The sequence below is a fragment of the Bradyrhizobium sp. S3.2.6 genome (assembly GCF_040546885.1).
Taxonomy (GTDB): Bacteria; Pseudomonadota; Alphaproteobacteria; order Rhizobiales; family Xanthobacteraceae; genus Bradyrhizobium; species Bradyrhizobium cytisi.
In genome coordinates this window covers 1-20,180 of sequence record NZ_JBEPOS010000036.1, presented here as the reverse complement: position 1 = coordinate 20,180, position 20,180 = coordinate 1, and the positions used below count along the sequence as shown (strand labels likewise).

The following is a 20,180-nucleotide window of genomic DNA, read 5'->3' as shown; positions in this document are numbered from 1 at the left end:
TCCCTCCATTGCCGGATCCCCCGCATGAGCGCCCTGTTTTCCCCGATCAAGCTGCGCGGCCTGACCTTGAAGAACCGCGTCGTGGTGTCGCCGATGTGCCAGTATTCGGCCGAAGACGGCGTTCCCACCGACTGGCATTTCACCCACATCAACAATCTCGCGCTGTCGGGCGCGGCGATGTTCTGCATCGAGGCCACCCATGTCGAGGCGATCGGCCGCATCACGCCGGGCTGTCTCGGGCTCTACAGCGACGCCGCGGAGGCCGCGCTGAAGCAGATCCTCACCTCAGTCCGCAAGCATTCCACCACGGCGATCGCGATGCAGCTCGCGCATGCGGGCCGCAAGGCTTCCAGCGCGCGACCCTGGGACGGCGGCCAGCTCATTCCGCAAAGCGAAGGCGGCTGGCAGCCGGTGGCGCCGTCGGCGCTGCCGCACAAGGAGGGCGAGGCCGCACCGCTGGCGCTCGATGCGGTGGGGCTGAAGCGCATCCGCGAGGCCTTCGTCGATAGCGCGAAGCGTGCGATGCGCATCGGCATCGACGCGATCGAGCTGCACGGCGCGCACGGCTATCTCATGCATCAATTCCTGTCGCCGATTTCGAACAAGCGCACCGACGAATATGGCGGGTCACTTGAAAATCGCATGCGCTTCCCGCTCGAAATCTACGACGCGGTGCGCGCCGTGGTCCCGCACGACAAGCCGGTCGGCATGCGGGTGTCGTCGACCGACTGGGTCGAGGGCGGCTGGGATCTGGCGCAGACCATCGAGTTTGCCAAAGTGCTGAAGGCGCGCGGCGTCGACTGGATCGACGCCTCCTCCGGCGGCGTCTCGCCGTTGCAGAAGATCACACTCGGCCCCGGCTATCAGGTGCAGTTCGCAAATGCGATCAAGCGCGAGACCGGATTGCCGACCATCGCGGTGGGCCTGATCACGGAAGCCAGGCAAGCCCAGGAGATCGTCGCCTCCGGCAAGGCCGACATGGTCGCGCTCGCCCGCGCCATGCTCTACGACCCGCGCTGGGGCTGGCACGCCGCAGCGGAAGTTGGCGGCGAAGTCGAAGCCCCGCCGCAATACTGGCGCTCGCAACCGTCGACGCAGAAGGCGCTGTTCGGGAAGACGACGTTCGGAGCGCGGTAAGGGAGTAACCGGGCACCTCACGCATCCGTAACTCCCCCAACCTTCCACCCGCGGCAAAACAGGCCTAACGTCCGCCCATCCGGGGGGCGTCACGGAGGCCCGGCATGCGATTTGGTGTCCGCAAGACTGCCCATGTGCTGGAACGGATTGGCCTCGCGATGGCGGGCGCAGCCTGCGGGCTGTTCGTCGGCGCCCATGTCGGATCGGCGATCCCGTCGCTCACCACGCAGGGCTTTCTGCTGCTGATGATGCTGCTCGGTGCCGTCGGCTTCTATCTCGGCATCGACACGCCGCAACTACCCTTCGACGCGGCCCACAGCCAGATCGACGCCGCGGAATTATTGAGCTCCGCCGGCACCCTCTGCGCCACGCTCGCCTCGCTCGCGTCAGTCGCCGTCATCGTGCTGCGGCTCGATCCGCACGATGCGGCCACATGGCTGGTGTTCGCCGGCTGGATCGGGGGCGTCGCGATGCAGATCGTCGCGGGCACAAAGGCGAGGATGCGGGAGTAGTCCCTCTCTAAAACACCACGCCCACGCGCGTGCCGCGCTTCCAGGCGATGCGGCAGCGTTTCTTGGTGTTGACGTGCAGCAGCTCGAACCGATCGGGGATCTTGACCTGTCCGCCGAGATCGATGCAGGCGCCGCCCGGCGAATAGTCCACCAGTGTACAGACGATGACCGGCGCACGCGCGTCGGTGATGATCTTGGCCTGGCGGGACACCAGGCCGGCGGGTTTCACGCGAGCATGTCGGCGCGGATGCATTGGCACTCTCCTCCAATACCGCGGACAACGCGGTGGCAGGCTGCAATGATGCCGATGAGATGATGCGATCACGTTGAGGTCGCGGAGAGAATTTTAATGAAAAGTAGCGGCGATCGGGGAATGTTGCGGTAGCGGGGTGGGGTACCGCTGCGACCTCAAACTCCGCCCGGTGTGTGGCGCGACGCCGTCTCTACACTCTCCGTCATTGCGAGCGCAGCGAAGCAATCCAGTCTGCCGCCGCGGAAAGACTCTGGATTGCTTCGCTTCGCTCGCAATGACGAGAGGAGAGGCCACGGGTTCATACCCCCACCGTCACCCCGCCACGATCTCCTCCATCTCCGCGCGCGCCGGCGCCACCGGCATCGGCACCGTCACAAAATCCTTCGGCATGTTCACCGGCCGATAGTCCGGCTCCACCGCCATCCGCTTCAACACGCTCTCATGCACATGCGCCCCCTCGGGGATCAGCCGCGGCTCGCAATCGGGGATGTAGAAGCCCAAAAACACCTTGCCCAAAAACACCTTGCGCGCCGGCCATTCCTTGTAGCTCGCGCTCTTCGGCAAGAATTCCAGCACGCGCCAGGCCGCACTCATCGAATTGTGCAGCACGCCCGCCTTGCCGGTAAAAGCCGGCGGGACATATTGGAACGGCGAGGCCTTGTGCTGGATGCCCCAGGCGAGCTGGTTCACGGTGCGCGGGTTGAAGTTCAGCCCGGCGCGTCCCGCCTCGTCGATCATCCATAGCAGCGGGTATTTCGATTCCGCGCTCTCGGCCTCTGGATAACCGCCGCCGACGTCGCAATGCACGCCGGCGAACCACACCTGCAGAATGTCCTGCTTCTCCTTGCTGTGGTCAGGCACGAAGCGGTTGCTCCAGTACTCCTGCGGCTCCTCATACGCCTTGAGGCGAAACATGCAGCGCCGCTCGTCGATCGCGATCGCCTGGCGGAAGATTTTTACGCTCGGATTGCGCAGCGTGAAGGCCAGCTCCTCCAGGCTCGGCCAATAGAGCCGGTCGGCGCGCGGCACGATCACGCTCGCCACCGTGTCCCAGACGCCGATGAAATGGATGGTCGGCCAGCGCGACGAGGTGATGCGGGCGAATTGCGCGGCGAGATCGAACTGGTCCTTCGGCAGCGGCCCGTCCTCGTCGCTGCCGTCGTCCTTGAGGTCCTCGATGTCGTTGCCGCGCCCGAGTCCGGAATATTGCTTGTAGGCGACGAGGCCCGAGCCTGCGAGGTTCGCCTGCTCCGGCGAGATCAGACCAATTTTGTGGATCAGCCCCGCCAGCACCCGCACGGTATAGGCGCCGCGCGAGAAGCCGAACAGATAGATGCGATCGCCCGGCGCGTAATGCTGGACCAGGAAGCAGTAGGCATTGAGCACATTGTCATCGAGCCCGTAACCGGTGGCGAGCCCCAGCACCAGGTTGATGTCAGCCTTCCACCTGTTCCACGTCGACGGCTCCGTCACCGTGCCGACGCCGGGATCGTAAAACACCATCTGCCGCGGCTGCGTCTTGTCGGTCTTGCGCAGGCAGCGATACAGCTTCAGGACGTTGGAGATGTTTTCCGAGATCTCGTTGCCGGTGCCGTCACAGCAGATGACGAGATTCTTCGGCTCGGTTGCGCGCGCATGCTCCACAGGTCTGCCCCTCCAGGTGATGCTACCGGGGCGAGTATAGCCGAAAAGCGCGGCGGCGAGGAGACGAGGGCTGCGCCAGTTGGATGCGCGGTCGTGCCACAAACTCGTCATGCCCGGGCTTGTCCCGGGCATCCACGTGCTGGTTTCCGCGTAACAAGAACGTGGATGGCCGGGACAAGCCCGGCCATGACGGGCTCTATCGATTTGGCCGAGCGCGCTTGCTAACCTACTTCTTCTTCCCCTGTCCGATCTCCGGCTGCCACGCGTCCTTGCGGGTCGGGGCCGCGGCGATCACCTTGGTCTTGTCCTTCTTCGGCTTCTTGGCTTCGCGATTGCTGCGTTGCTGTCCCTTGGCCATGATGTTGGTCTCCTGTGCGGGTTTGAGTTCGTCCAGTTCGTCCGATTGCAGCACGCGTCCGCGCGGCGTGCAGACGCGCACCTCCATGAAGCCGTCGCGCAGCAGCTTTCGCGCCATCCGGAGCGCGACATTGGCGTCGCTGCGGCCGTGATGGGCGCTGCCGTATTCGCCGGTCGCCCAGATCAGATAGGGCACGCGGATCGGCCTGGCCATGGCAATGCCCGTCTGAGTTGCGATGATGCGTCGAGCCTACGCCTGCACCACACCATTAGCGAGGCCTAAAACTAGCGAGGCCTAAAACGCCGCGCACCAGCCGCGGTATTGATAGTGCTGGCTATTGCCGCGCCGAGAGCGCATGGTTGCAACCAAGCTGGCGTCGGCTGGGGCCGCTCTCGCAGGAAGGCAGGCGTGCATGACCATCCGTTCGCGGCGGGAGACCGTCACGTTCAGGCATCCGTTCCGCATCCACGGTATCGATCGGATGCTGCCGGCCGGCAGCTATCAGGTGATCGCCGACGAAGAGACGATCGAGCGCGAGATGTTCTCGGCCTGCCGCCGTGTCGGCACGTCGATCGTCGTGCCCGTGGACGGTGTGCTCGGCTCCATGGAGACGCTGTCGATCCGCGCGCCCGATCTTGCGGATGCGATAGCGTCCGACGCGAGCGTCGCCCAAGAGCCTCGCCAATGACTGAGATTCCCGTCGATCTCGACAAGCACCGCGGCATGGCCGCCCAGAAGGCGACCGACCTGCGCCGCGCGCTGGCCGAGGTCGAGAGCAATGTGAGGCAGCTGCGCGAGCGCGAGGCCGATCTCGAGAACCGCCTGATGACGGTGCCCGCCGGCTCCTGGGCCGAAGCCGCCGTGAAGGCGCGCTATCTCCTCAACCTCTACGCCGCCAGCCTCCCCTCTGAGGACACCCGCCACCGCGCGCTGGTGGCCGCCCTGTTCGACGACTTCGCGAGATTAGGCGGGGACAACTGAAGCCGCCGCGGGGACACCTCTCCCGCTCGCGGGAGAGGTCGACGCGCCCCGGGCGATGCGAAGCATCATCCCCCGGGCGATGCGAAGCATCATCCCCCGGGCGATGCGAAGCATCGTCCCGCGCGCGGCGGGTGAGGGCTCTCTCCTCATTGGGATTCCCGCCCGCAGAGACGCGCCACCCGCATCCGCCTTCGCCAAGGTTCCGGCCGCCAACACCGAGAGATGGCGGCGAACCACCGCCGTCACACCGCGTTCAGTCCTCAGCAAGCAACCCGCGTCAAAGGAGTAACCCATGACCCTCACCAGCGGCCGTTTCATCGGCCACGAACAGGACCGCGGGATCGTCCAGTTCTCGATGCAGGATGGCGCGAGAGAAGTCCCGTGCGCGATCTCGACCTCCGCCATGGACGATCTCGAGCGCGGCCCCAAGGCCCGCCACAACGAGCGCGAAGCCCAGTTCACCCGCCTTCGCGACCGCATCGAAGCCCAAGCCGCGAGCAAGTACCGCGCGACCGAGTTCGAGGGCACCCCGCCGGGGATCGTGCTGCGGAGCATTGATTTTCGGGGGTAGGGGGAGGCGACGGTTCGCACCGCGAGCGTGCGCAAGCTTCGCGCATTTTCGATCGCATCCGCGGGCCCCGCGGCCGCATCAGCTGTTCACATTAACCACCTGTTAACCATGCGGTCGCCTAATGTGTAGATTGGGGGATCACCATGTCGGCCCATGTGACGCGCCCGAAGTTGATGCCTGTTCCAGCCGATCCAGCCTTTCATCTGCTTGGCGGGCTGGCGGTTCGCGCCACGGCTGTCCTACGGAGCAATGCAATGTTCGGAAAGGACGACTTAGTGGACAATCTCAGTCGCGATCTCGATCGCGCGCGCGGACGACGCGATGCTCTTGCATCCGAAGCCGCGACCCTGACGGCTCAGATCGCCGAAATCGAAGCCCGCCTTTCGGAGGAGAAGCACAGGCGGGAGCGTGATCGCGTCTTGGGCGAAATCGAAGCGATCAAAACCCGAATCAAGCAGGCCGGGAGCGCGTTTGCACCTGTTGTCGATGGTCTCTGCAAGGCGATCGAGCAGGCTGCGGTCGTTGTGCCCGAGGCCCGCGAGCTCAATAGTTTTCTGGTATCGGTGGCGACCGAAATCGACGGTGTAATCGGACCCCTCTTGCGCGAACTGGATCAGCGCGCGGATGCGGTGCGAGTCGGCCACGCTGCACTGGACCTCCCGAGTTCGGCCAATGAGGGGTCCATCGTGCCGCCCATCGAACCGGCAAAAGACAACAACGATCGCCTGCTTCGTTTCCCGGCATGGCTGTCGCGCGACAAGGACGCGGAAAAAACGGAAGCAGCGGAGAACCCGCGCAGCACGGCAGCGTGAAGGATTCGGCGCGCTGCGCACCTTGGGATGCGAGCCGGGAATTCAGACGACCTCTTCCCGCTAGGGAGAGGTGGACCTCCGACAGCCAACCGAACTTGATCTCATCGCGCCTTGGAGCCGCGTCGCAGCGGTCCATGTGCTGGTGCTTGCGACCAGCTCAGTTGGCCGCTCGGCGCAGGAAGGCCGGGATCTCGAGAATGGCTTCGTCGGTCGCATTGCGCGCAGAGGAGCGGTCGTAAGGATCGTGCGGCTGGGGAGCCGCGTGGCGCGTATATTCCGGATTCGGCCTTGCCGGTTGCCCCGCCGGGTGGCGGGCCTCCGGGCGGAGCGGCGGACTCTCTACTTGCGGAAGCGGTGCGCCGCGCTCGATGCGATCGGCGATGCGGCGGCTGTCGTTGCGCAGCCTGCCGGCGAGCTGCGTGAGTGGGCTTTCCGCCGGTTGCGTCTGCTGCGCCGGGTCAAGATTATCGATTCCGGTCGCCACCACTGAGACGCGGACGATACCTTCGAGGCTTTCATCAAACGACGCGCCGACGATGATGTTGGCGTCCGGGTCGGCCTCGTCGCGAATGCGGGTCGCAGCTTCGTCGACTTCGAACAGCATGAGATCCCGGCCGCCGGTGATGGAGATGATGAGGCCACTGGCGCGCTTGATCGAGGGGTTCTCGATCAATGGATTGGAAATTGCGGCCACGGCGGCGGCGAGCACGCGCTTCTCGCCGGATGCTTCGCCCCTTCCCATCATGGCCTTGCCCTTCTCTCGCATCACGGAGAGAACGTCGGCAAAATCGAGATTGATCAGGCCTTCCTTGACGATGAGGTCGCTGATGCAGGCCACACCCGAATAAAGCACCTGATCGGCAAGGGCAAAGGCATCGGCGAATGTGGTCTTCTCGCTGGCCACCCGGAACAGGTTCTGGTTCGGGATGATCAGCAGGGTGTCGACTGTCTTCAGCAACTCCTCGATCCCGGCTTCGGCAAAGCGCATGCGGCGCCGGCCCTCGAAGTAGAATGGCTTGGTGACCACGCCGATGGTGAGAATGCCGAGCTCGCGTGCAGTCCTGGCGATGATGGGTGCAGCCCCGGTGCCGGTACCGCCGCCCATGCCGGCAGTCACGAAGACCATGTGCGCGCCGATCAAATGATCGCGGATCGTATCGATTGCCTCCTCGGCTGCGGCGCGTCCCAATTCGGGCTGCGAGCCGGCGCCAAGGCCTGCAGTCACATTTGTGCCCAGCTGGATGAGGCGCGTCGCCTTCGACATGGCAAGCGCCTGCGCGTCGGTATTGGCGACGACGAAGTCGACCCCTTGCAGCCCGGCCGTGATCATGTTGTTGACAGCATTGCCGCCGGCGCCGCCGACCCCGAACACGATAATGCGCGCCTTCATCTCGCGAATTTCGGTGATGCCAGTCATTCTTTCCTCGCGGTTGCTCCGGCGGGCCGGGATGGAGAAAGGTTCGAGTGCTACCTGCGAGCCGCGCGGTCTCCGTCCACGATGGCCGCGGCCAGATGTCCCAATCGAAGCGCGGCTTGTCCCCCGATTGCGCCGCCAGCTCGGCGACCGGTCCGCAGCGCCGTCACTTCGTCTTCCAGTCGTGCCGCCCACGCATTGGCTGCCGTCGTCTCGGCAGCCGCCTGCAGCAGCTCGACGGCCAGGCGATCGGCGCGCTCGCGCTCGCGCTCGAAATCTGACCTGTAGCCGGTTGCGACTGCTTCGAGCCGCGCGACCTCCGCCTTGAAGGCCTCCGCCTTGAATGCCTCGATCTTTGCCATGGAGGCGGCGACGGGGTCTGCCTGGCGGCCACGCCGTGGGCGGGGCATGTACCGGAGTTCGGAGAAATCAACGCTCACCAGGGCTTTGCCATCATCCGAACGCGAGCGCGGCAAACGGCGTCGTCTTGCAAGCGAACGCGCGGCCTCGCGCGAGATGTTGAGGCGGGCACTGAGTTCGGCATACGTCAACAACGCAACGCACATCGGCGCTTCTCCTGGAGCGAACCGGGAAGGCATTTCGGGCTAATGATGGCTGGACGATTACAGCAGGCTAGGGTGCGTTGGTTAATGGACGGTTAACGCGCGCGCGGGCGCTGGCGCCGGGCCCGCGCGCCAGACCCGACCAGCGCGAAGCCCAGTTCAGCCGCCTGCGCGAGCGCATCGAAGCCTGCGCGGGGCGCAAATATCAGGCGACGGAGTTCGAGGGCACGCCGCCGGGGATCGTGCTGCGGAGCATTGATTTTCGGGGGTAGGGGAGGTTTCGCACCGGACCGCGAGATGTCGTCGTTGCATCCGCCGCTGTCGTGATCCTAGGACCGAATCGATCTTGATTTATCAGTGATGCCGCGTCGTCCGCTCCGTCGTCGCGCCGATGTTGAGATCAAAAAGCATCAGCTGCCGCGGCTGTGTCCTATCTGTCTTACGGAGACAACGATAGAGCTTAAAGACGTTAGAGATGCTCTCGCTGATCCCTTTGTTGTGTCTCACGGCAGATGACGAGCTTCTCGGGTCGGTGTTGCGGTCCTGATCCAAGGCATTGGTACTCATCTTCATGAGATACAATCTATACGAGTATTCCGGATTAGGTAAAAAATGTGCCCCCACGATTGTGGTGAACCTTCAGGGAGGGGTGAACGGAAGCGTCCTGAGGAGCGAAAGCGTGAGGGAAGAGACGGTTCCGTTGGCTCCCCCAATGGGAGGCCTGCCCTTGGGCAGATTAAGATCCAAATTGAGATTAGGATCGAACAACTAGCTAGAATCTAGGACCTGGGCTATTTAAGACTAGGTGGAGACTAGAATGGCTAGCGACGGAAAACTAGGTCTGGAAGAGAGTACTTCGTTTGGGGAAGCGTCTGGTATTGAAGTGGAGGTCCGGCCTCGCTTCGAAGATGTCGCCATTGGGGAGCCATTCAATCCAGATGATATTGACGTCGCGACGAGGTCGATGACGATTGATTTATTACTGTCCAGAATCGCCGCGCGCGCAATCGATCTTGAGCCTGACTTTCAGCGACGTCGAGGAATTTGGACGGAACGACAGCAAAGCCGCTTAATTGAATCTCTCCTCCTGAGGATACCCCTTCCAACGTTATACGCGGCCGAAGATGAAAACGAAAACTGGGCGATCGTAGACGGCATCCAGCGACTCACCACGATCACCCGATTCATCTCCCCGGAACTTATAGATGATCCCCCGCTGCGCTTGAGCGGTTTGGAGTACTTGGGAAGTTCGTTCGACGGGATGGTCTTTGATGGTTTGCCGGCGCGGCTAAAGCGTCGCCTTCGTGAAACTGAGCTAGTAGTTCATCTGATCAGACACGGTACTCCGCAAGAAGTGAAATTCAACATCTTTGCGCGAATCAATACCGGAGGATTACCGCTCTCAAGCCAGGAACTACGTCACGCTCTCATTCCCGGCCCGGCTAGAAACTTCCTCCGGGACTTGGCTGCAAACGACTCTTTCAAGATCGCTACTACGTACAGCATACGCGACGAACGTATGGCAGATCGCGAGATGGTTCTACGCTTCATGGCGTTTCGTATGACTAAGCCTGAAGATTTTAAGGCCTACGACTTTGACCGTTTTCTCGGTGACGCTATGCGCCAGATAAACACCCAAAGTCGTAGCCAGCTCCGGCGCTTTGCAGATGACTTTAATGCTGCAATGAAGACCGCGACCGAAATCTTCGGCGATGACGCCTTCCGAAAGCGCTATCAAGAACAAGACGCGCGTATGCCGATAAACAAAGCGTTGTTTGAGACAGTCTCCGTAGCTATTGCCTCGCTCACAGAGGTGGAGCGTCGGCGATGCATCGAAAAGTCGGCAGAGATTCGAGCTCAAATGATGGAGCTAATGCAAGATCGGACATTTGAGAGCGCTATATCTCAAGGTACAGGTGACATCGGCAAGGTTCGCCTTCGGTTTGCCGCAGTAGAGAGAGCTTTTCGGAAAGTAACCCATGGCTAACCTTCTATCGCTGCACAATTTCAAAGCATTCAAAGATGTTTCTCTTGAACTCAGGCCGCTGACAGTGCTCGCTGGCCTAAACGGAGCAGGAAAAAGTACCGCGTTGCAGGCCCTTGCGTTACTTCGACAATCCCGAGATGCCGGCTTCCTTGACACCAAGGGCTTCTTGCTAAATGGCGAGCTAGTTGAACTAGGAACTGGGTCGGACTTACTTCACGATCAACACGAAGATGATGTCATTCGTGTTGGCTTGCACGATGGACGCACTCCGTGGGAATGGGAAGCCGCGTATGCGCCCGAGGCGGACGTTTTGCACTTTGCAGCTACTCCAAAGCATTCGATGTTCGCGGGTAATTTCGACGGAGGACTCTTTGGTAACAATTTTCAATATTTGAGAGCTGATCGAGCGAGCCCCAACGTCAGCTATCCTAAGTCCTATCATGTGGTGAGTGAGCGTCGATTTCTCGGTACACGCGGCGAGTTTACTGCGCACTATCTAAACGCATTTCGGGATGTCGCTATCCCAGAAACGCTTCAACATCCCGAAGAAGCCGCTCCTGGATTGCTATCACAAACTAACGCGTGGATGCAGATGTTCAGTCCGGGCGTGAGCGTAGATGTCGCGGAGGTCCCGCGCACCGATTTTATTCGTCTTGATTACACGTATGGTGGTTCTGCCGGTATCAGTAGTTCAAATCCATTTCGGCCGACCAACGTTGGCTTTGGCTTAACTTACGCGCTGCCCGTGGTGGTCGCTTGCTTGGCCTCGCCGCGAGGTAGTTGGGTTTTGGTAGAGAATCCTGAGGCACACTTGCATCCGCAAGGCCAAGGTGCCATGGGCGAGATGATAGCGCGCGCGGTTGCCGCCGGGATTACAATTATTGTCGAAACGCATAGTGATCACCTTCTTAACGGTATCAGGATTGCGGTGAAAGATGGCGTAATTGCACCTGAGCAGATCGGGCTTAACTTCTTTCACCGTCCAAGAGGAGCGCTAGAGCCATCGCATGAGCAACCAAGGATATCTCGAGAGGGACGGTTGAACGTCTGGCCCGACGGCTTTTTTGATCAATGGGATAAATCGCTCGACCGCTTGCTTCCTTAGATGACATTTCTAACTTTCCTCAATGAGCTCTCGTACCTGCAGGGGCCGGTCTCTCAAGCGACGGCCAGGGATACCGTGCGGACGTTGATCAGCGTACTGAAGGAGCTGAAGAAGGAGAGATTGGATCTCGCACTCCATTCCTCCATCCCGCTAAACGGCGTTCCGCTTGGCGACAATGTTTGGTTAGGTTCGTTACGTTCGGACGGCGAGACAGTGGACGACTGGCGCTTTCTTCGCGGTCTAGAAAATCGCGCGCCTTTCCACATTGGGCTAGAGCACGAAATAAGCCAGAACCTCGACTACGAATTCCAAGGGAAGCAGGCGGTGGCGCTAGGCTTTTCTTACGAATTTGATGCGTTGGCCGTTAGTCTAGACTCTGAACCTTGGCGGCAATCGTCGCTGGTAATCACCAGATTTGAATTGCGTGACGACGGCACAATTGAGTCAGAGAATGTGCTCGTCCGGCACGCTTCTCTTCGAGACCATATTGAGCAAGTGCGGCCATGGCTTCGCATCGTGGCGCTTTCAGAGCCTGTTGATGGTGACGATCTATGGGAAAATAGAGCCAAGTACTTTCCTCGCCTTCGGTTCTTGGCGAGAGTTGAGGCGCAGGTTCGCTCTTTGAAGTCGGGTATGCCTGAGCTTTTGGCGATCAATCGGCGCCTGTGGCAGATCCAAGCGGCGCTTGGTGAGTGGGACTTGCCCACTCAAGTGCTTCCAACGTTTCACTCGAAGGTTACGCCCGAGCACGAGCAACGACGCAGCCAATTTAATTTCGAGGATGCTGACGGCGAAACGCGCTGTTTCGATCTACATGCTCGTTACACTCCTGGTGCGGGGCGCGTGCATTTCTGGTGCGATCGGTCCGATGGAACTGCCGCTATCGGCTATATCGGCGAAAAGGTGCAGTAGACAATCGAACTACCAAGAGCCCCCCAACAAAAACGGCCAGATCTCTCGATCCGGCCGCAACGCAAAACTCTACTCGGCTAAGCCTACGCCACGCGACGCAACCTAGCCCCCGCCCAACTCAAAAAATTCGCTTAGCTGGCCTTCTTGACCGGCGCGTCGCCGACCTTCTTCTGGATGGCGCGCTTCAGCTCGAGGGCGCGCGGCGACAGCACGTCGGCCTTGGCCTTGAGCAGGAAGGCGTCGAGGCCGCCATTGTGGTCGACGCTCTTCACCGCGTTGGTGGAGACGCGCAGGCGCACGTTGCGCTCCAGGGCTTCGCTGATGAAGGTCACGTTGACCAGGTTCGGCAGGAAGCGGCGCTTGGTCTTGATGTTGGAGTGGCTGACCTTGTGGCCGACGAGGGGGCCCTTGGCCGTCAGTTCGCAGCGGCGAGACATGTCACTAATCCTCAGTTTCGAGCCCCCAACGAGTTGCGGCCGCCATCCGGGGCGCCACGGGGGCAAATTCTCTGTCCTTGCAGGGAGCGGGCGGACGTATAGGGGGGAAGGGGCGGGTAGTCAAGGCGACGGGCCTTTTTGGGCCCGTCGTCCCGGGGCGGGCGGGAGCCCGAACCCGGGATCTCGATCGGCATATTCAGGTGTCATCGCCCGCGAAGGCGGGCGATCCAGTATTCCACCGGCGGCGCGGCTGGAACAGAGAGGCCGCGGCGTACTGGATGCCCCGGTCGAGCCGGGGCATGACAGCCAAGTGCGCAGGGCGAGGTGTGCGCCCCTGACGCATCCTCAATCACCAAAACGGCAATGTTTAAAGCGCCTTACCATCACATAAAGGGCGCATTCACCGCCGAAAGACTCCGGTGAGTTCCCGGCTTATCGTGCCCGGATACATTGCTTGCGGCCGTAACAGGCTTAAGTAACACCCACTCGCGTCCCGATTGGATCGTCTCGTGCACACCTCGCCCCTCTTTCTGCCCCGGCTGCGATCGGCCGGTAGGCTGGCCTTTGCCGCCCGGCTGGCGCTGGCCGCTGTTGGCGCCCTGGTGCTGGCGTGGGCGGCGGAGCCTGCGGCCGCGCAGGGCAAGCTCGAGGCGCAGTATGAGGCGACGCTGTCGGGCATTCCGGTCGGCCGCGGCGCCTGGAACATCGATATCCAGGACGACGTGTTTTCCGCGGCGGCCAGCGGCGGCACCACCGGCATCCTGAAATCGTTCGCGGGCGGGTCCGGCACCGGCGCCTCGCAGGGTCGCGTGGTCAATGGCGCGCTGGTCGCGACCGCCTATCAGGCCTCCACCACCACGTCGAAGAAGACCGAAGAGATCCACATCAACCTCGACAAGGGCAATGTGAAGGATTTCGGCATCATCCCGGAGCCGCCGGTCGATGCCGACCGCATCGTCGTCACCGACGCGCATCGCCGCGGCGTGTTCGATCCGATGACGGCCTCGCTGGTGCGCGTATCAGGCACCGGCGATCCCGTGTCGCCGGAGGCCTGCCACGGCAGCGCGCCCGTGTTCGACGGCCGCATGCGCTACGAGCTGAAGCTCGATTTCAAGCGCATGGAGACGGTGAAGGCCGAGAAGGGCTATCGCGGCCCGGTCGTGGTCTGCGCGCTCTATTTCGTGCCTGTGGCCGGCTATATCCCCGACCGCCCCGTGATCAAATACCTCGCCGCCCAGCGCAACATCGAGATCGCCTTCGCGCCGGTGGCGGGCACGCGGATCCTGGTCCCGTTCTGGCTGAAAGTGCCGACGCCCTTAGGGCCGGCGATGCTGGAAGCCACCAGCTTCATCACCACCGCCCAGCCGCCAAGGGTGGCGAAGACGCAGTAGCCGCCGCTGCGACGCTCCCCCTAATCATAACAATGACTTAGCTACTGTGCATGGGGTTGTTTTCGCGAAAATGGGTTGAGGGGCCGCTTTTCGGGGAATCCATTTGACTCCTCCCCGATTCTGATTCGACTTCGCGCCATCCCCAACTTAACGAAATCCGCCACCACATCGTCGCTTGTGCGACAGCCCAAAACTCCATCTAGTGCGATGGAAACAAGCGTCCCGCGACATGTTGCGTGAACGGAACAGGACTCACCGGGGAGTCAGCGATTCGGCCGCGATTCGTTCTGGAGTCGTTCCGAAGCTTAAGGGCACAGGAAAAAGCGTCGCAAAGTGAGACAGTTGCGCGGGATTTGGGGAAGCTGCTCCCACACGATCGGTGTCATCGCCCGGCTTGACCGGGCGATCCAGTACGCCGAGGCGGTTGTGGTGGAGCGGACAGGCCGCGGCGTACTGGATGCCCCGGTCAAGCCGGGGCATGACAGCGGAGAATTTGGCCGCGTTCGGAGACATGGCTGACAGCACCTCGCCGCCCCAAACAGCACTGACATTCGCCCCAATCGCCACTACCTAATCATTCAGACATGGCCTTTTCCTCTTCCCCCTTCGCCTCCGAGCGCGCGCTTTCCGATCGCGTGCCTGGCGCCGGCGTCACTGCGGTGCTCGGGCCGACCAACACCGGCAAGACCCATCTCGCCATCGAACGGATGCTCGCGCATTCCTCGGGCATGATCGGCCTGCCGCTGCGGCTGCTCGCGCGCGAGGTCTATAACAAGATCGTCGGCCGCGTTGGCGCTGAGGCCGTGGCGCTGATCACCGGCGAGGAGAAGATCAAGCCGAAGAACCCGCGTTACTGGGTGTCGACGGTCGAGGCGATGCCGCGCGACCTCGACGTCTCCTTCCTCGCCGTCGACGAGATCCAGATTGCGTCGGATCTGGAACGCGGCCACGTCTTCACCGACCGCATCCTCAACCGCCGCGGCCGCGACGAGACGCTGCTGCTGGGCGCTGCCACCATGCGCCCGATCATCGAGCGGCTGCTGCCCGGCGTCTCCATGATCACCCGTCCGCGCCTGTCGCAGCTGGAATTCGCCGGCGATCGCAAGATCACGCGCCAGCCGCGCCGCACCGCGATCGTCGCCTTCTCGGCCGACGAGGTCTACGCCATCGCCGAGCTGATCAGGCGCCAGCATGGCGGCGCCGCCGTGGTGCTGGGTTCACTGTCGCCGCGCACCAGAAACGCGCAAGTCGAGATGTTCCAGAACGGCGACGTCGATTATCTCGTCGCCACCGACGCCGTCGGCATGGGCCTCAATCTCGACGTCGACCACGTCGCCTTCGCCTCCGACCGCAAGTTCGACGGCTATCAGTTCCGCCGCCTGACACCGGCCGAATTCGCGCAGGTCGCCGGCCGCGCCGGCCGCGCCACGCGCAACGGCACCTTTGGGACGACGGGACGCTGCGGCCCGTTCGAGCCCGAGCTGGTGAATGCGCTCCAGAACCACATCTTCGACCCCGTGAAGATGCTGCAATGGCGCAACGCGAAGCTGGATTTCTCCTCGCTCGGCGCGCTCCAGGTCTCGCTGAACCTCGGCCCCGGCCATGAGGTGCTGACGCGGGCACCCATTGCCGAGGACATGCGCGTGCTCGACCACGCCGCCCGCGACGTCGAGGTGCGCGATATCGCGCATGGCAAGGCCGCCGTGGAACGTCTGTGGGAGGTCTGCCAGGTCCCGGACTACCGAAAGCTGTCGCCGGCCGCCCATGCCGAGCTCGTCACCACGCTCTACGGTTTCCTGATGCAGAAGGGCTGCATCCCCGATTCCTGGTTTGCCGCCCAGGTCGACCAGGCCGACCGCGTCGACGGCGACATCGACACGCTCTCGGCCCGGATCGCGCAGATTCGCACCTGGACCTTCGTCGCCAACCGCCCGGACTGGCTGAAGGACCCCGAACGCTGGCAGGGGATCGCGCGGGAGGTCGAAAATAAATTATCGGATGCGCTCCATGAACGCTTGACTGAGCGTTTCGTTGATCGCCGGACCAGTGTATTGATGCGCCGCCTGCGGGAGAACACGAGCTTGAATACGGAAATCGGCAAGACCGGCGAAGTCATCGTCGAAGGCCATGTCATCGGCCGCCTCGATGGCTTCACCTTTGCACCGGATGCGGCGGAAGCCGGCTCCGATGCGAAAGCCTTGCAGGCTGCTGCGCAAGCGGTGCTCGCCGGCGAGATCAACACGCGCGCCGAAAAGCTCGGCAATGCGCCGGACGATCAGTTCGTGCTGACCTCGGACGGCACCATCCGCTGGACCGGCGATGCGGTGGCGCGGCTGACCGCCGCAGAGGAGGCGCTGCATCCACGCATCCGCATCATCTCGGACGAGCGGCTGACAGGTAGCCCCCGCGAGAAGGTGCAGGCGCGGCTCGACCTCTGGCTCAAGACGCACATCGAAAAGCTGCTCGGGCCGATGTTCGAGCTGTCGAAGGCCGAAGACGTCACCGGCATTGCCCGCGGCATCGCCTACCAGCTCGTCGAGGCACTCGGCGTGCTGGAGCGACCCAAGATCGCCAACGAGCTGAAGGATCTCGACCAGCCCTCGCGCGCGACCTTGCGCAAATACGGCGTCCGCTTCGGCGCCTATCACATCTATTTCCCCGGCATCCTGAAGCCCGCCGCGCGTGCGCTGGCCGCGCTGCTGTGGGCGCTGAAGCAGGACAATGTTGATCTTTCGGCGCTTTCAGGTGCGCAGCATCTGGCATCGTCGGGTCGCACCTCGTTCCCGGTCGACAAGCAGCTGCCGCGCGATGCCTATCGCGTGCTCGGCTACAAGCAGGCCGGCGAGCGCGCCGTCCGCGTCGACATCCTGGAGCGCCTGGCCGACCTGATTCGTCCGGCGCTGGCCTGGCGCGACAACGCGCTAGGCGAAAAGCCCGCCGGCGCGTTCGACGGCCGCGGCTTCGTGGTGACGCAGGCGATGACCTCGCTCACCGGCTCCGCCGGCGAGGATTTTGCCTCGGTGCTACGCGCGCTTGGCTATCGCATGGAGAAGCGTGCGCCACTTCCGCCCAAGCCGGCCGCGCCTGCTGCCGAGACGCCGGCGGCTGAAGCTGCCGGCGAGACGCCCGCGACCGAGGAGGCCGCGGCGCCCGCAGATGCCGCGATCGAAGCCGTCACCGTCGAAGACGCGCCCGGCCTGGAGCAGACCGACGAGGGAGCGCACGAAGAGCCGGCGCTCGAAGCCTCGCCCGAAGCGCCCGTCACGCCCGAAGATGCCCCCGGCATCGCGCCGCCGGCGGAAGAGGCTGCTGCGGCTGCGGAGGCTGCCGCTGAAAGCGCTCCGGCCGAGATCGCTGCAACCGAAGCTGCCGCATCGCCCGATGCTGCTGCACCTGAGGCTGCGGCGGCGCCCGAGGCTGCTGCGGCACCTGCCGAGCCTGAGCTCGTCGAAGTCTGGCGTCCCGGTGGCCGTCACGAGGATCGCAAGCCGCGCCACGAGCGCCATCGTCATCAGCGCCACAACAACCAGCGTCCGCAGGCCGGTGCTGAAGCTGGCGCCGCGCCCGCGGAAGGCGAAGCCGCGCAGGCGGCCGATGGCGAGAAGCGCGGCGAGCAGCGTCATCGCCACGGCGGTCATCGCAGAGACGGGGCTAAGGACTTCCGCAAGCCGCGCGAAGGTGGTGCCGAAGGTGCGCCGCGTCAGGAAGGGCGCGACGACAGAAATCGCAGTTTCCAGGGCAAGGACCGCGACAACAAGGATCGCAACCGCGACAACAAGAAGTTCGGCGGTGATCGCGACAAGGGCCGCGACAATCGTGGCCGCGACCGCGACAAGGGCCGCGACCGTCAGGGTGGTCCGTCGCTGCGTCCCTACGCCTCGAGCGCGAACCCGCGCGAGCGCGATCGCCCCGTCGATCCGAACTCGCCCTTCGCCAAGCTCGCTGCGCTGAAGGAGCAGCTGTCCGGTCGCAAGGAGTGATCCCACGACCGAGCGGCAGCGCCTCGACAAATGGCTGTGGCACGCGCGGGTGGTAAAGGCGCGCACCTCCGCGGCTGAGCTCGTCGAGTCCGGCCATGTCCGCGTCAACGGCACACGCGAGAAATCGCCGGGCCACGCGGTCAAGGTCGGCGACGTCATCACCGTCGCGCTCGATCGCACCGTACGCGTGTTGAAGGTGACCGGCTTCAATGCGCGCCGCGGCGATGCAGCCTCGGCGCGCGTGCTCTACGAGGAGCTCAGTGAACGCAAAGAGTAATTAATTGCGTTTTCGGTTCATTTCTTGGTCGATCAACCACACAAAGCCCTCATGATCGGGGCTTCCCGACCTTGCAGCGCCGGGCCATCCGCGCTACGCAAGCCGCGAGTTTTAAAAGAGCTTTTCGGAGCGTTGGATGACTTACGTCGTCACTGAAGCCTGCATCAAATGCAAGTACACCGACTGCGTCGAGGTCTGCCCGGTCGACTGTTTCTACGAGGGCGAGAACATGCTCGTCATCCACCCGGATGAGTGTATCGACTGCGGCGTGTGCGAGCCGGAATGCCCAGCCGACGCCATCAAGCCGGACACGGAACCGGGCCTGGAAAAGTGGCTCCAGGTCAACGCCGACTACGCCAAGAGCTGGCCGAACATCACCCAGAAGAAAGAATCACCCGACGACGCGAAGGAATTCGACGGGATGGAAGGGAAGTTCGAGAAATATTTTTCTCCGAACCCCGGCTCCGGAGACTAAATTCCGGCGCAAACTTAACCCTAATACCTTCGTCAGCGTCGAAAACCAGCCTCACGACCCCTAAATCATTGATTTTTGCGGGAAATGTGCTATATTGGGCACATTAACCCGAACCCCTCGTCAGCCCTGTTGGCTCCGCCGGGTTCCCGTGAAACCAGATGTCGAACAGGGGCGTGGCAGTTTCCGCGCGCAGGCTGTGTCACAGAAAACGCGTAAAAAGAGTACTTCAGCGAGGGCTTCCCATAAGGAGGCCAAAAAAGTCGCCGCGGCCAGCCGTAGCGCATCCAAGGGTCGGGCCGCTGCCAAGGCGCCGCCGGCTGCAAAGTCCTCGAAGAACAAAAGAAGCGCAATGCCTCACAAGACTGCCAAACCGGCCGCGAAAGCGACCGTTGCCAAGCCTGCTGCCGCCAAGGCTCCCGCTGCCAAGGCTCCCGCTACGAAGCCTGTTGCTGCCAAGACTCCTGCTGCCAAGCCTGTTGCTCCGAAGGCTCCTGTTGCTGCCGCCCCTGCCAAGGCTCCCGTTGCTGCTGCCAAGCCGGCCGTGAAGGCCGCTGCACCCGCGCCGAAGGTCGAGGAAAAGAAGGTCGTGACCCAGCGTCAGGGCTTCAGAGCCAATGAATTCGTCGTCTATCCCGCTCACGGCGTCGGCCAGATCCTGGCCATCGAGGAGCAGGAGATTGCCGGCGCGAAGCTCGAGCTGTTCGTCATCAACTTCATCAAGGACAAGATGACGCTGCGCGTTCCGACCGCCAAGGTGGCCAACGTCGGCATGCGCAAGCTGTCCGAGCCCGCGCTGGTGAAGAAGGCGCTGGAGACGCTCAAGGGCCGTGCCCGCGTCAAGCGCACCATGTGGTCGCGCCGCGCCCAGGAATACGAAGCGAAGATCAACTCGGGCGACATCGTCGCGATCGCGGAAGTCGTGCGCGATCTCTATCGCTCGGAGTCGCAGCCGGAGCAGTCCTACTCTGAACGTCAGCTCTATGAAGCGGCGCTCGATCGTCTCTCCCGCGAGATCGCGGTGGTGCAGCACTCGACCGAGACCGAAGCGGTCAAGGAGATCGAGGCCCAGCTCGCCAAGAGCCCGCGCCGCAACGCCAAGGCGGAAGCCGCCGAGGGCGAAGGCGAGGCGGATGCCGAGGGCGATACCGACGGCGACGACACCACCGTCGCCGACGAGGCCGCATAAGCCGCTCTCGCTTCTAACAGTTCAAAAGCCCGGCCGTTCGGCCGGGCTTTTGTTTTTGGATTTGTAGCTTCGTAGGGTGGTTAGCCTCGCTAGAGCGTTAACCGATCAGGTTGCAAGTACCCTGCGGCCACGAAGTAGTTTGTGGATTCTGCGGGCGTGTAGGTGTCGACGATGCGACCAATAGC

The 20,180-nt window shown here is 62.8% G+C and carries 19 protein-coding genes and 2 pseudogenes; 15 read left to right on the top strand and 6 right to left on the bottom strand.

Annotated elements, in window-relative coordinates:
* Window positions 1–24 precede the first annotated feature (24 nt).
* Together ABID58_RS35330 and ABID58_RS35325 are read left to right on the top strand one after the other, a co-directional pair.
* A complete protein-coding gene (locus tag ABID58_RS35330; protein WP_354037512.1) occupies window positions 25–1,137 on the top strand; it encodes an NADH:flavin oxidoreductase/NADH oxidase in 1,113 nt (370 codons plus the stop codon).
* Window positions 1,138–1,241: 104 nt separating this feature from the next.
* Window positions 1,242–1,649, top strand: a complete 408-nt coding sequence (locus ABID58_RS35325) for a hypothetical protein (RefSeq protein ID WP_354037511.1) — start codon at window positions 1,242–1,244, stop codon at window positions 1,647–1,649.
* 7 nt (window positions 1,650–1,656) lie between these two features.
* Here ABID58_RS35325 and ABID58_RS35320 read toward each other — a convergent pair whose 3' ends face one another.
* The 3 genes from ABID58_RS35320 to ABID58_RS35310 form a co-directional block, all read right to left on the bottom strand.
* Complete coding sequence (locus ABID58_RS35320) at window positions 1,657–1,902, bottom strand: PilZ domain-containing protein (protein ID WP_187434928.1); 246 nt, start codon at window positions 1,900–1,902, stop codon at window positions 1,657–1,659.
* Window positions 1,903–2,214: 312 nt separating this feature from the next.
* Window positions 2,215–3,546: a T6SS phospholipase effector Tle1-like catalytic domain-containing protein gene (locus ABID58_RS35315; protein WP_354037509.1), complete on the bottom strand. Its 1,332-nt coding sequence runs from the start codon at window positions 3,544–3,546 to the stop codon at window positions 2,215–2,217.
* A 226-nt stretch (window positions 3,547–3,772) separates the two neighbouring features.
* Window positions 3,773–4,117 carry a hypothetical protein gene (locus ABID58_RS35310; protein WP_148751931.1) on the bottom strand — a complete coding sequence of 115 codons (345 nt, stop codon included), beginning with the start codon at window positions 4,115–4,117 and terminating at the stop codon, window positions 3,773–3,775.
* A gap of 199 nt (window positions 4,118–4,316) precedes the next feature.
* On the opposite strand from ABID58_RS35310, the gene ABID58_RS35305 reads away from it, so the two are divergent.
* From ABID58_RS35305 to ABID58_RS35290, 4 genes are all read left to right on the top strand, one after another.
* Entirely contained in the window at window positions 4,317–4,592 is a 276-nt protein-coding gene (locus tag ABID58_RS35305; RefSeq protein ID WP_354037508.1) for a hypothetical protein, read from the top strand.
* Window positions 4,589–4,885 (top strand): hypothetical protein, encoded by a 297-nt coding sequence (locus ABID58_RS35300; RefSeq protein ID WP_354037507.1) that lies wholly within the window; start codon window positions 4,589–4,591, stop codon window positions 4,883–4,885. Before ABID58_RS35305 ends, ABID58_RS35300 begins: the two co-directional genes overlap by 4 nt.
* Window positions 4,886–5,177: 292 nt before the next feature.
* Window positions 5,178–5,456: a DUF1488 family protein gene (locus ABID58_RS35295; RefSeq protein WP_354037506.1), complete on the top strand. Its 279-nt coding sequence runs from the start codon at window positions 5,178–5,180 to the stop codon at window positions 5,454–5,456.
* 143 nt (window positions 5,457–5,599) lie between these two features.
* Window positions 5,600–6,268: a hypothetical protein gene (locus tag ABID58_RS35290; protein WP_354037505.1), complete on the top strand. Its 669-nt coding sequence runs from the start codon at window positions 5,600–5,602 to the stop codon at window positions 6,266–6,268.
* Window positions 6,269–6,425: 157 nt separating this feature from the next.
* Here ABID58_RS35290 and ftsZ read toward each other — a convergent pair whose 3' ends face one another.
* Complete coding sequence (ftsZ, locus tag ABID58_RS35285; protein ID WP_354037504.1) at window positions 6,426–7,685, bottom strand: cell division protein FtsZ; 1,260 nt, start codon at window positions 7,683–7,685, stop codon at window positions 6,426–6,428.
* Between the two features lie 50 nt (window positions 7,686–7,735).
* The gene (locus tag ABID58_RS35280; RefSeq protein ID WP_354037502.1) at window positions 7,736–8,248 is read right to left on the bottom strand and encodes a hypothetical protein; all 513 of its coding nucleotides are present in this window, start codon (window positions 8,246–8,248) and stop codon (window positions 7,736–7,738) included.
* A gap of 110 nt (window positions 8,249–8,358) precedes the next feature.
* On the opposite strand from ABID58_RS35280, the pseudogene ABID58_RS35275 reads away from it, so the two are divergent.
* The 4 genes and pseudogenes from ABID58_RS35275 to ABID58_RS35260 all read left to right on the top strand — a co-directional run.
* Window positions 8,359–8,517 (top strand): annotated as a pseudogene (locus ABID58_RS35275) (DUF1488 family protein); the annotation flags it as partial.
* 545 nt (window positions 8,518–9,062) lie between these two features.
* The gene (locus tag ABID58_RS35270; protein ID WP_354037500.1) at window positions 9,063–10,232 is read left to right on the top strand and encodes a GmrSD restriction endonuclease domain-containing protein; all 1,170 of its coding nucleotides are present in this window, start codon (window positions 9,063–9,065) and stop codon (window positions 10,230–10,232) included.
* Complete coding sequence (locus tag ABID58_RS35265; RefSeq protein WP_354037498.1) at window positions 10,225–11,337, top strand: AAA family ATPase; 1,113 nt, start codon at window positions 10,225–10,227, stop codon at window positions 11,335–11,337. Before ABID58_RS35270 ends, ABID58_RS35265 begins: the two co-directional genes overlap by 8 nt.
* A complete protein-coding gene (locus ABID58_RS35260) occupies window positions 11,338–12,249 on the top strand; it encodes a hypothetical protein (RefSeq protein ID WP_354037497.1) in 912 nt (303 codons plus the stop codon).
* 131 nt (window positions 12,250–12,380) lie between these two features.
* On the opposite strand, the gene rpmB is transcribed toward ABID58_RS35260, so the two are convergent.
* On the bottom strand, window positions 12,381–12,686 hold the full coding sequence (gene rpmB, locus ABID58_RS35255; RefSeq protein WP_148751926.1) for a 50S ribosomal protein L28: 306 nt from the start codon (window positions 12,684–12,686) through the stop codon (window positions 12,381–12,383).
* A gap of 581 nt (window positions 12,687–13,267) precedes the next feature.
* Here rpmB and ABID58_RS35250 point away from each other — a divergent pair.
* The 5 genes and pseudogenes from ABID58_RS35250 (at window position 13,268) to ABID58_RS35230 (ending at window position 19,995) form a co-directional block, all read left to right on the top strand.
* Window positions 13,268–14,077: a DUF3108 domain-containing protein gene (locus ABID58_RS35250; protein WP_354037544.1), complete on the top strand. Its 810-nt coding sequence runs from the start codon at window positions 13,268–13,270 to the stop codon at window positions 14,075–14,077.
* Between the two features lie 584 nt (window positions 14,078–14,661).
* On the top strand, window positions 14,662–18,057 hold the full coding sequence (locus ABID58_RS35245) for a helicase-related protein (RefSeq protein ID WP_354037496.1): 3,396 nt from the start codon (window positions 14,662–14,664) through the stop codon (window positions 18,055–18,057).
* A 10-nt stretch (window positions 18,058–18,067) separates the two neighbouring features.
* Window positions 18,068–18,334: pseudogene (locus tag ABID58_RS35240) on the top strand (RNA-binding S4 domain-containing protein); the annotation flags it as partial.
* 136 nt (window positions 18,335–18,470) lie between these two features.
* Window positions 18,471–18,809 carry a ferredoxin FdxA gene (gene fdxA, locus ABID58_RS35235; RefSeq protein ID WP_148751923.1) on the top strand — a complete coding sequence of 113 codons (339 nt, stop codon included), beginning with the start codon at window positions 18,471–18,473 and terminating at the stop codon, window positions 18,807–18,809.
* A 349-nt stretch (window positions 18,810–19,158) separates the two neighbouring features.
* Window positions 19,159–19,995 (top strand): CarD family transcriptional regulator, encoded by an 837-nt coding sequence (locus tag ABID58_RS35230; RefSeq protein ID WP_354037494.1) that lies wholly within the window; start codon window positions 19,159–19,161, stop codon window positions 19,993–19,995.
* The last annotated feature ends 185 nt before the right edge of the window (window positions 19,996–20,180 follow it).

Excerpts from the sequence above, each read along its gene's own strand:
- ABID58_RS35230 (WP_354037494.1), top strand. The coding sequence starts at position 19,159 with ATGCCTCACAAGACTGCCAAACCGGCCGCGAAAGCGACCGTTGCCAAG.
- ABID58_RS35330 (WP_354037512.1), top strand. The coding sequence starts at position 25 with ATGAGCGCCCTGTTTTCCCCGATCAAGCTGCGCGGCCTGACCTTGAAG.
- rpmB (WP_148751926.1), bottom strand. The coding sequence starts at position 12,686 with ATGTCTCGCCGCTGCGAACTGACGGCCAAGGGCCCCCTCGTCGGCCAC.
- ABID58_RS35265 (WP_354037498.1), top strand. The coding sequence starts at position 10,225 with ATGGCTAACCTTCTATCGCTGCACAATTTCAAAGCATTCAAAGATGTT.
- ABID58_RS35245 (WP_354037496.1), top strand. The coding sequence starts at position 14,662 with ATGGCCTTTTCCTCTTCCCCCTTCGCCTCCGAGCGCGCGCTTTCCGAT.
- fdxA (WP_148751923.1), top strand. The coding sequence starts at position 18,471 with ATGACTTACGTCGTCACTGAAGCCTGCATCAAATGCAAGTACACCGAC.
- ABID58_RS35270 (WP_354037500.1), top strand. The coding sequence starts at position 9,063 with ATGGCTAGCGACGGAAAACTAGGTCTGGAAGAGAGTACTTCGTTTGGG.
- ABID58_RS35290 (WP_354037505.1), top strand. The coding sequence starts at position 5,600 with ATGTCGGCCCATGTGACGCGCCCGAAGTTGATGCCTGTTCCAGCCGAT.
- ABID58_RS35320 (WP_187434928.1), bottom strand. The coding sequence starts at position 1,902 with ATGCATCCGCGCCGACATGCTCGCGTGAAACCCGCCGGCCTGGTGTCC.
- ABID58_RS35300 (WP_354037507.1), top strand. The coding sequence starts at position 4,589 with ATGACTGAGATTCCCGTCGATCTCGACAAGCACCGCGGCATGGCCGCC.
- ABID58_RS35260 (WP_354037497.1), top strand. The coding sequence starts at position 11,338 with ATGACATTTCTAACTTTCCTCAATGAGCTCTCGTACCTGCAGGGGCCG.
- ABID58_RS35295 (WP_354037506.1), top strand. The coding sequence starts at position 5,178 with ATGACCCTCACCAGCGGCCGTTTCATCGGCCACGAACAGGACCGCGGG.
- ftsZ (WP_354037504.1), bottom strand. The coding sequence starts at position 7,685 with ATGACTGGCATCACCGAAATTCGCGAGATGAAGGCGCGCATTATCGTG.
- ABID58_RS35280 (WP_354037502.1), bottom strand. The coding sequence starts at position 8,248 with ATGTGCGTTGCGTTGTTGACGTATGCCGAACTCAGTGCCCGCCTCAAC.
- ABID58_RS35325 (WP_354037511.1), top strand. The coding sequence starts at position 1,242 with ATGCGATTTGGTGTCCGCAAGACTGCCCATGTGCTGGAACGGATTGGC.
- ABID58_RS35305 (WP_354037508.1), top strand. The coding sequence starts at position 4,317 with ATGACCATCCGTTCGCGGCGGGAGACCGTCACGTTCAGGCATCCGTTC.
- ABID58_RS35310 (WP_148751931.1), bottom strand. The coding sequence starts at position 4,117 with ATGGCCAGGCCGATCCGCGTGCCCTATCTGATCTGGGCGACCGGCGAA.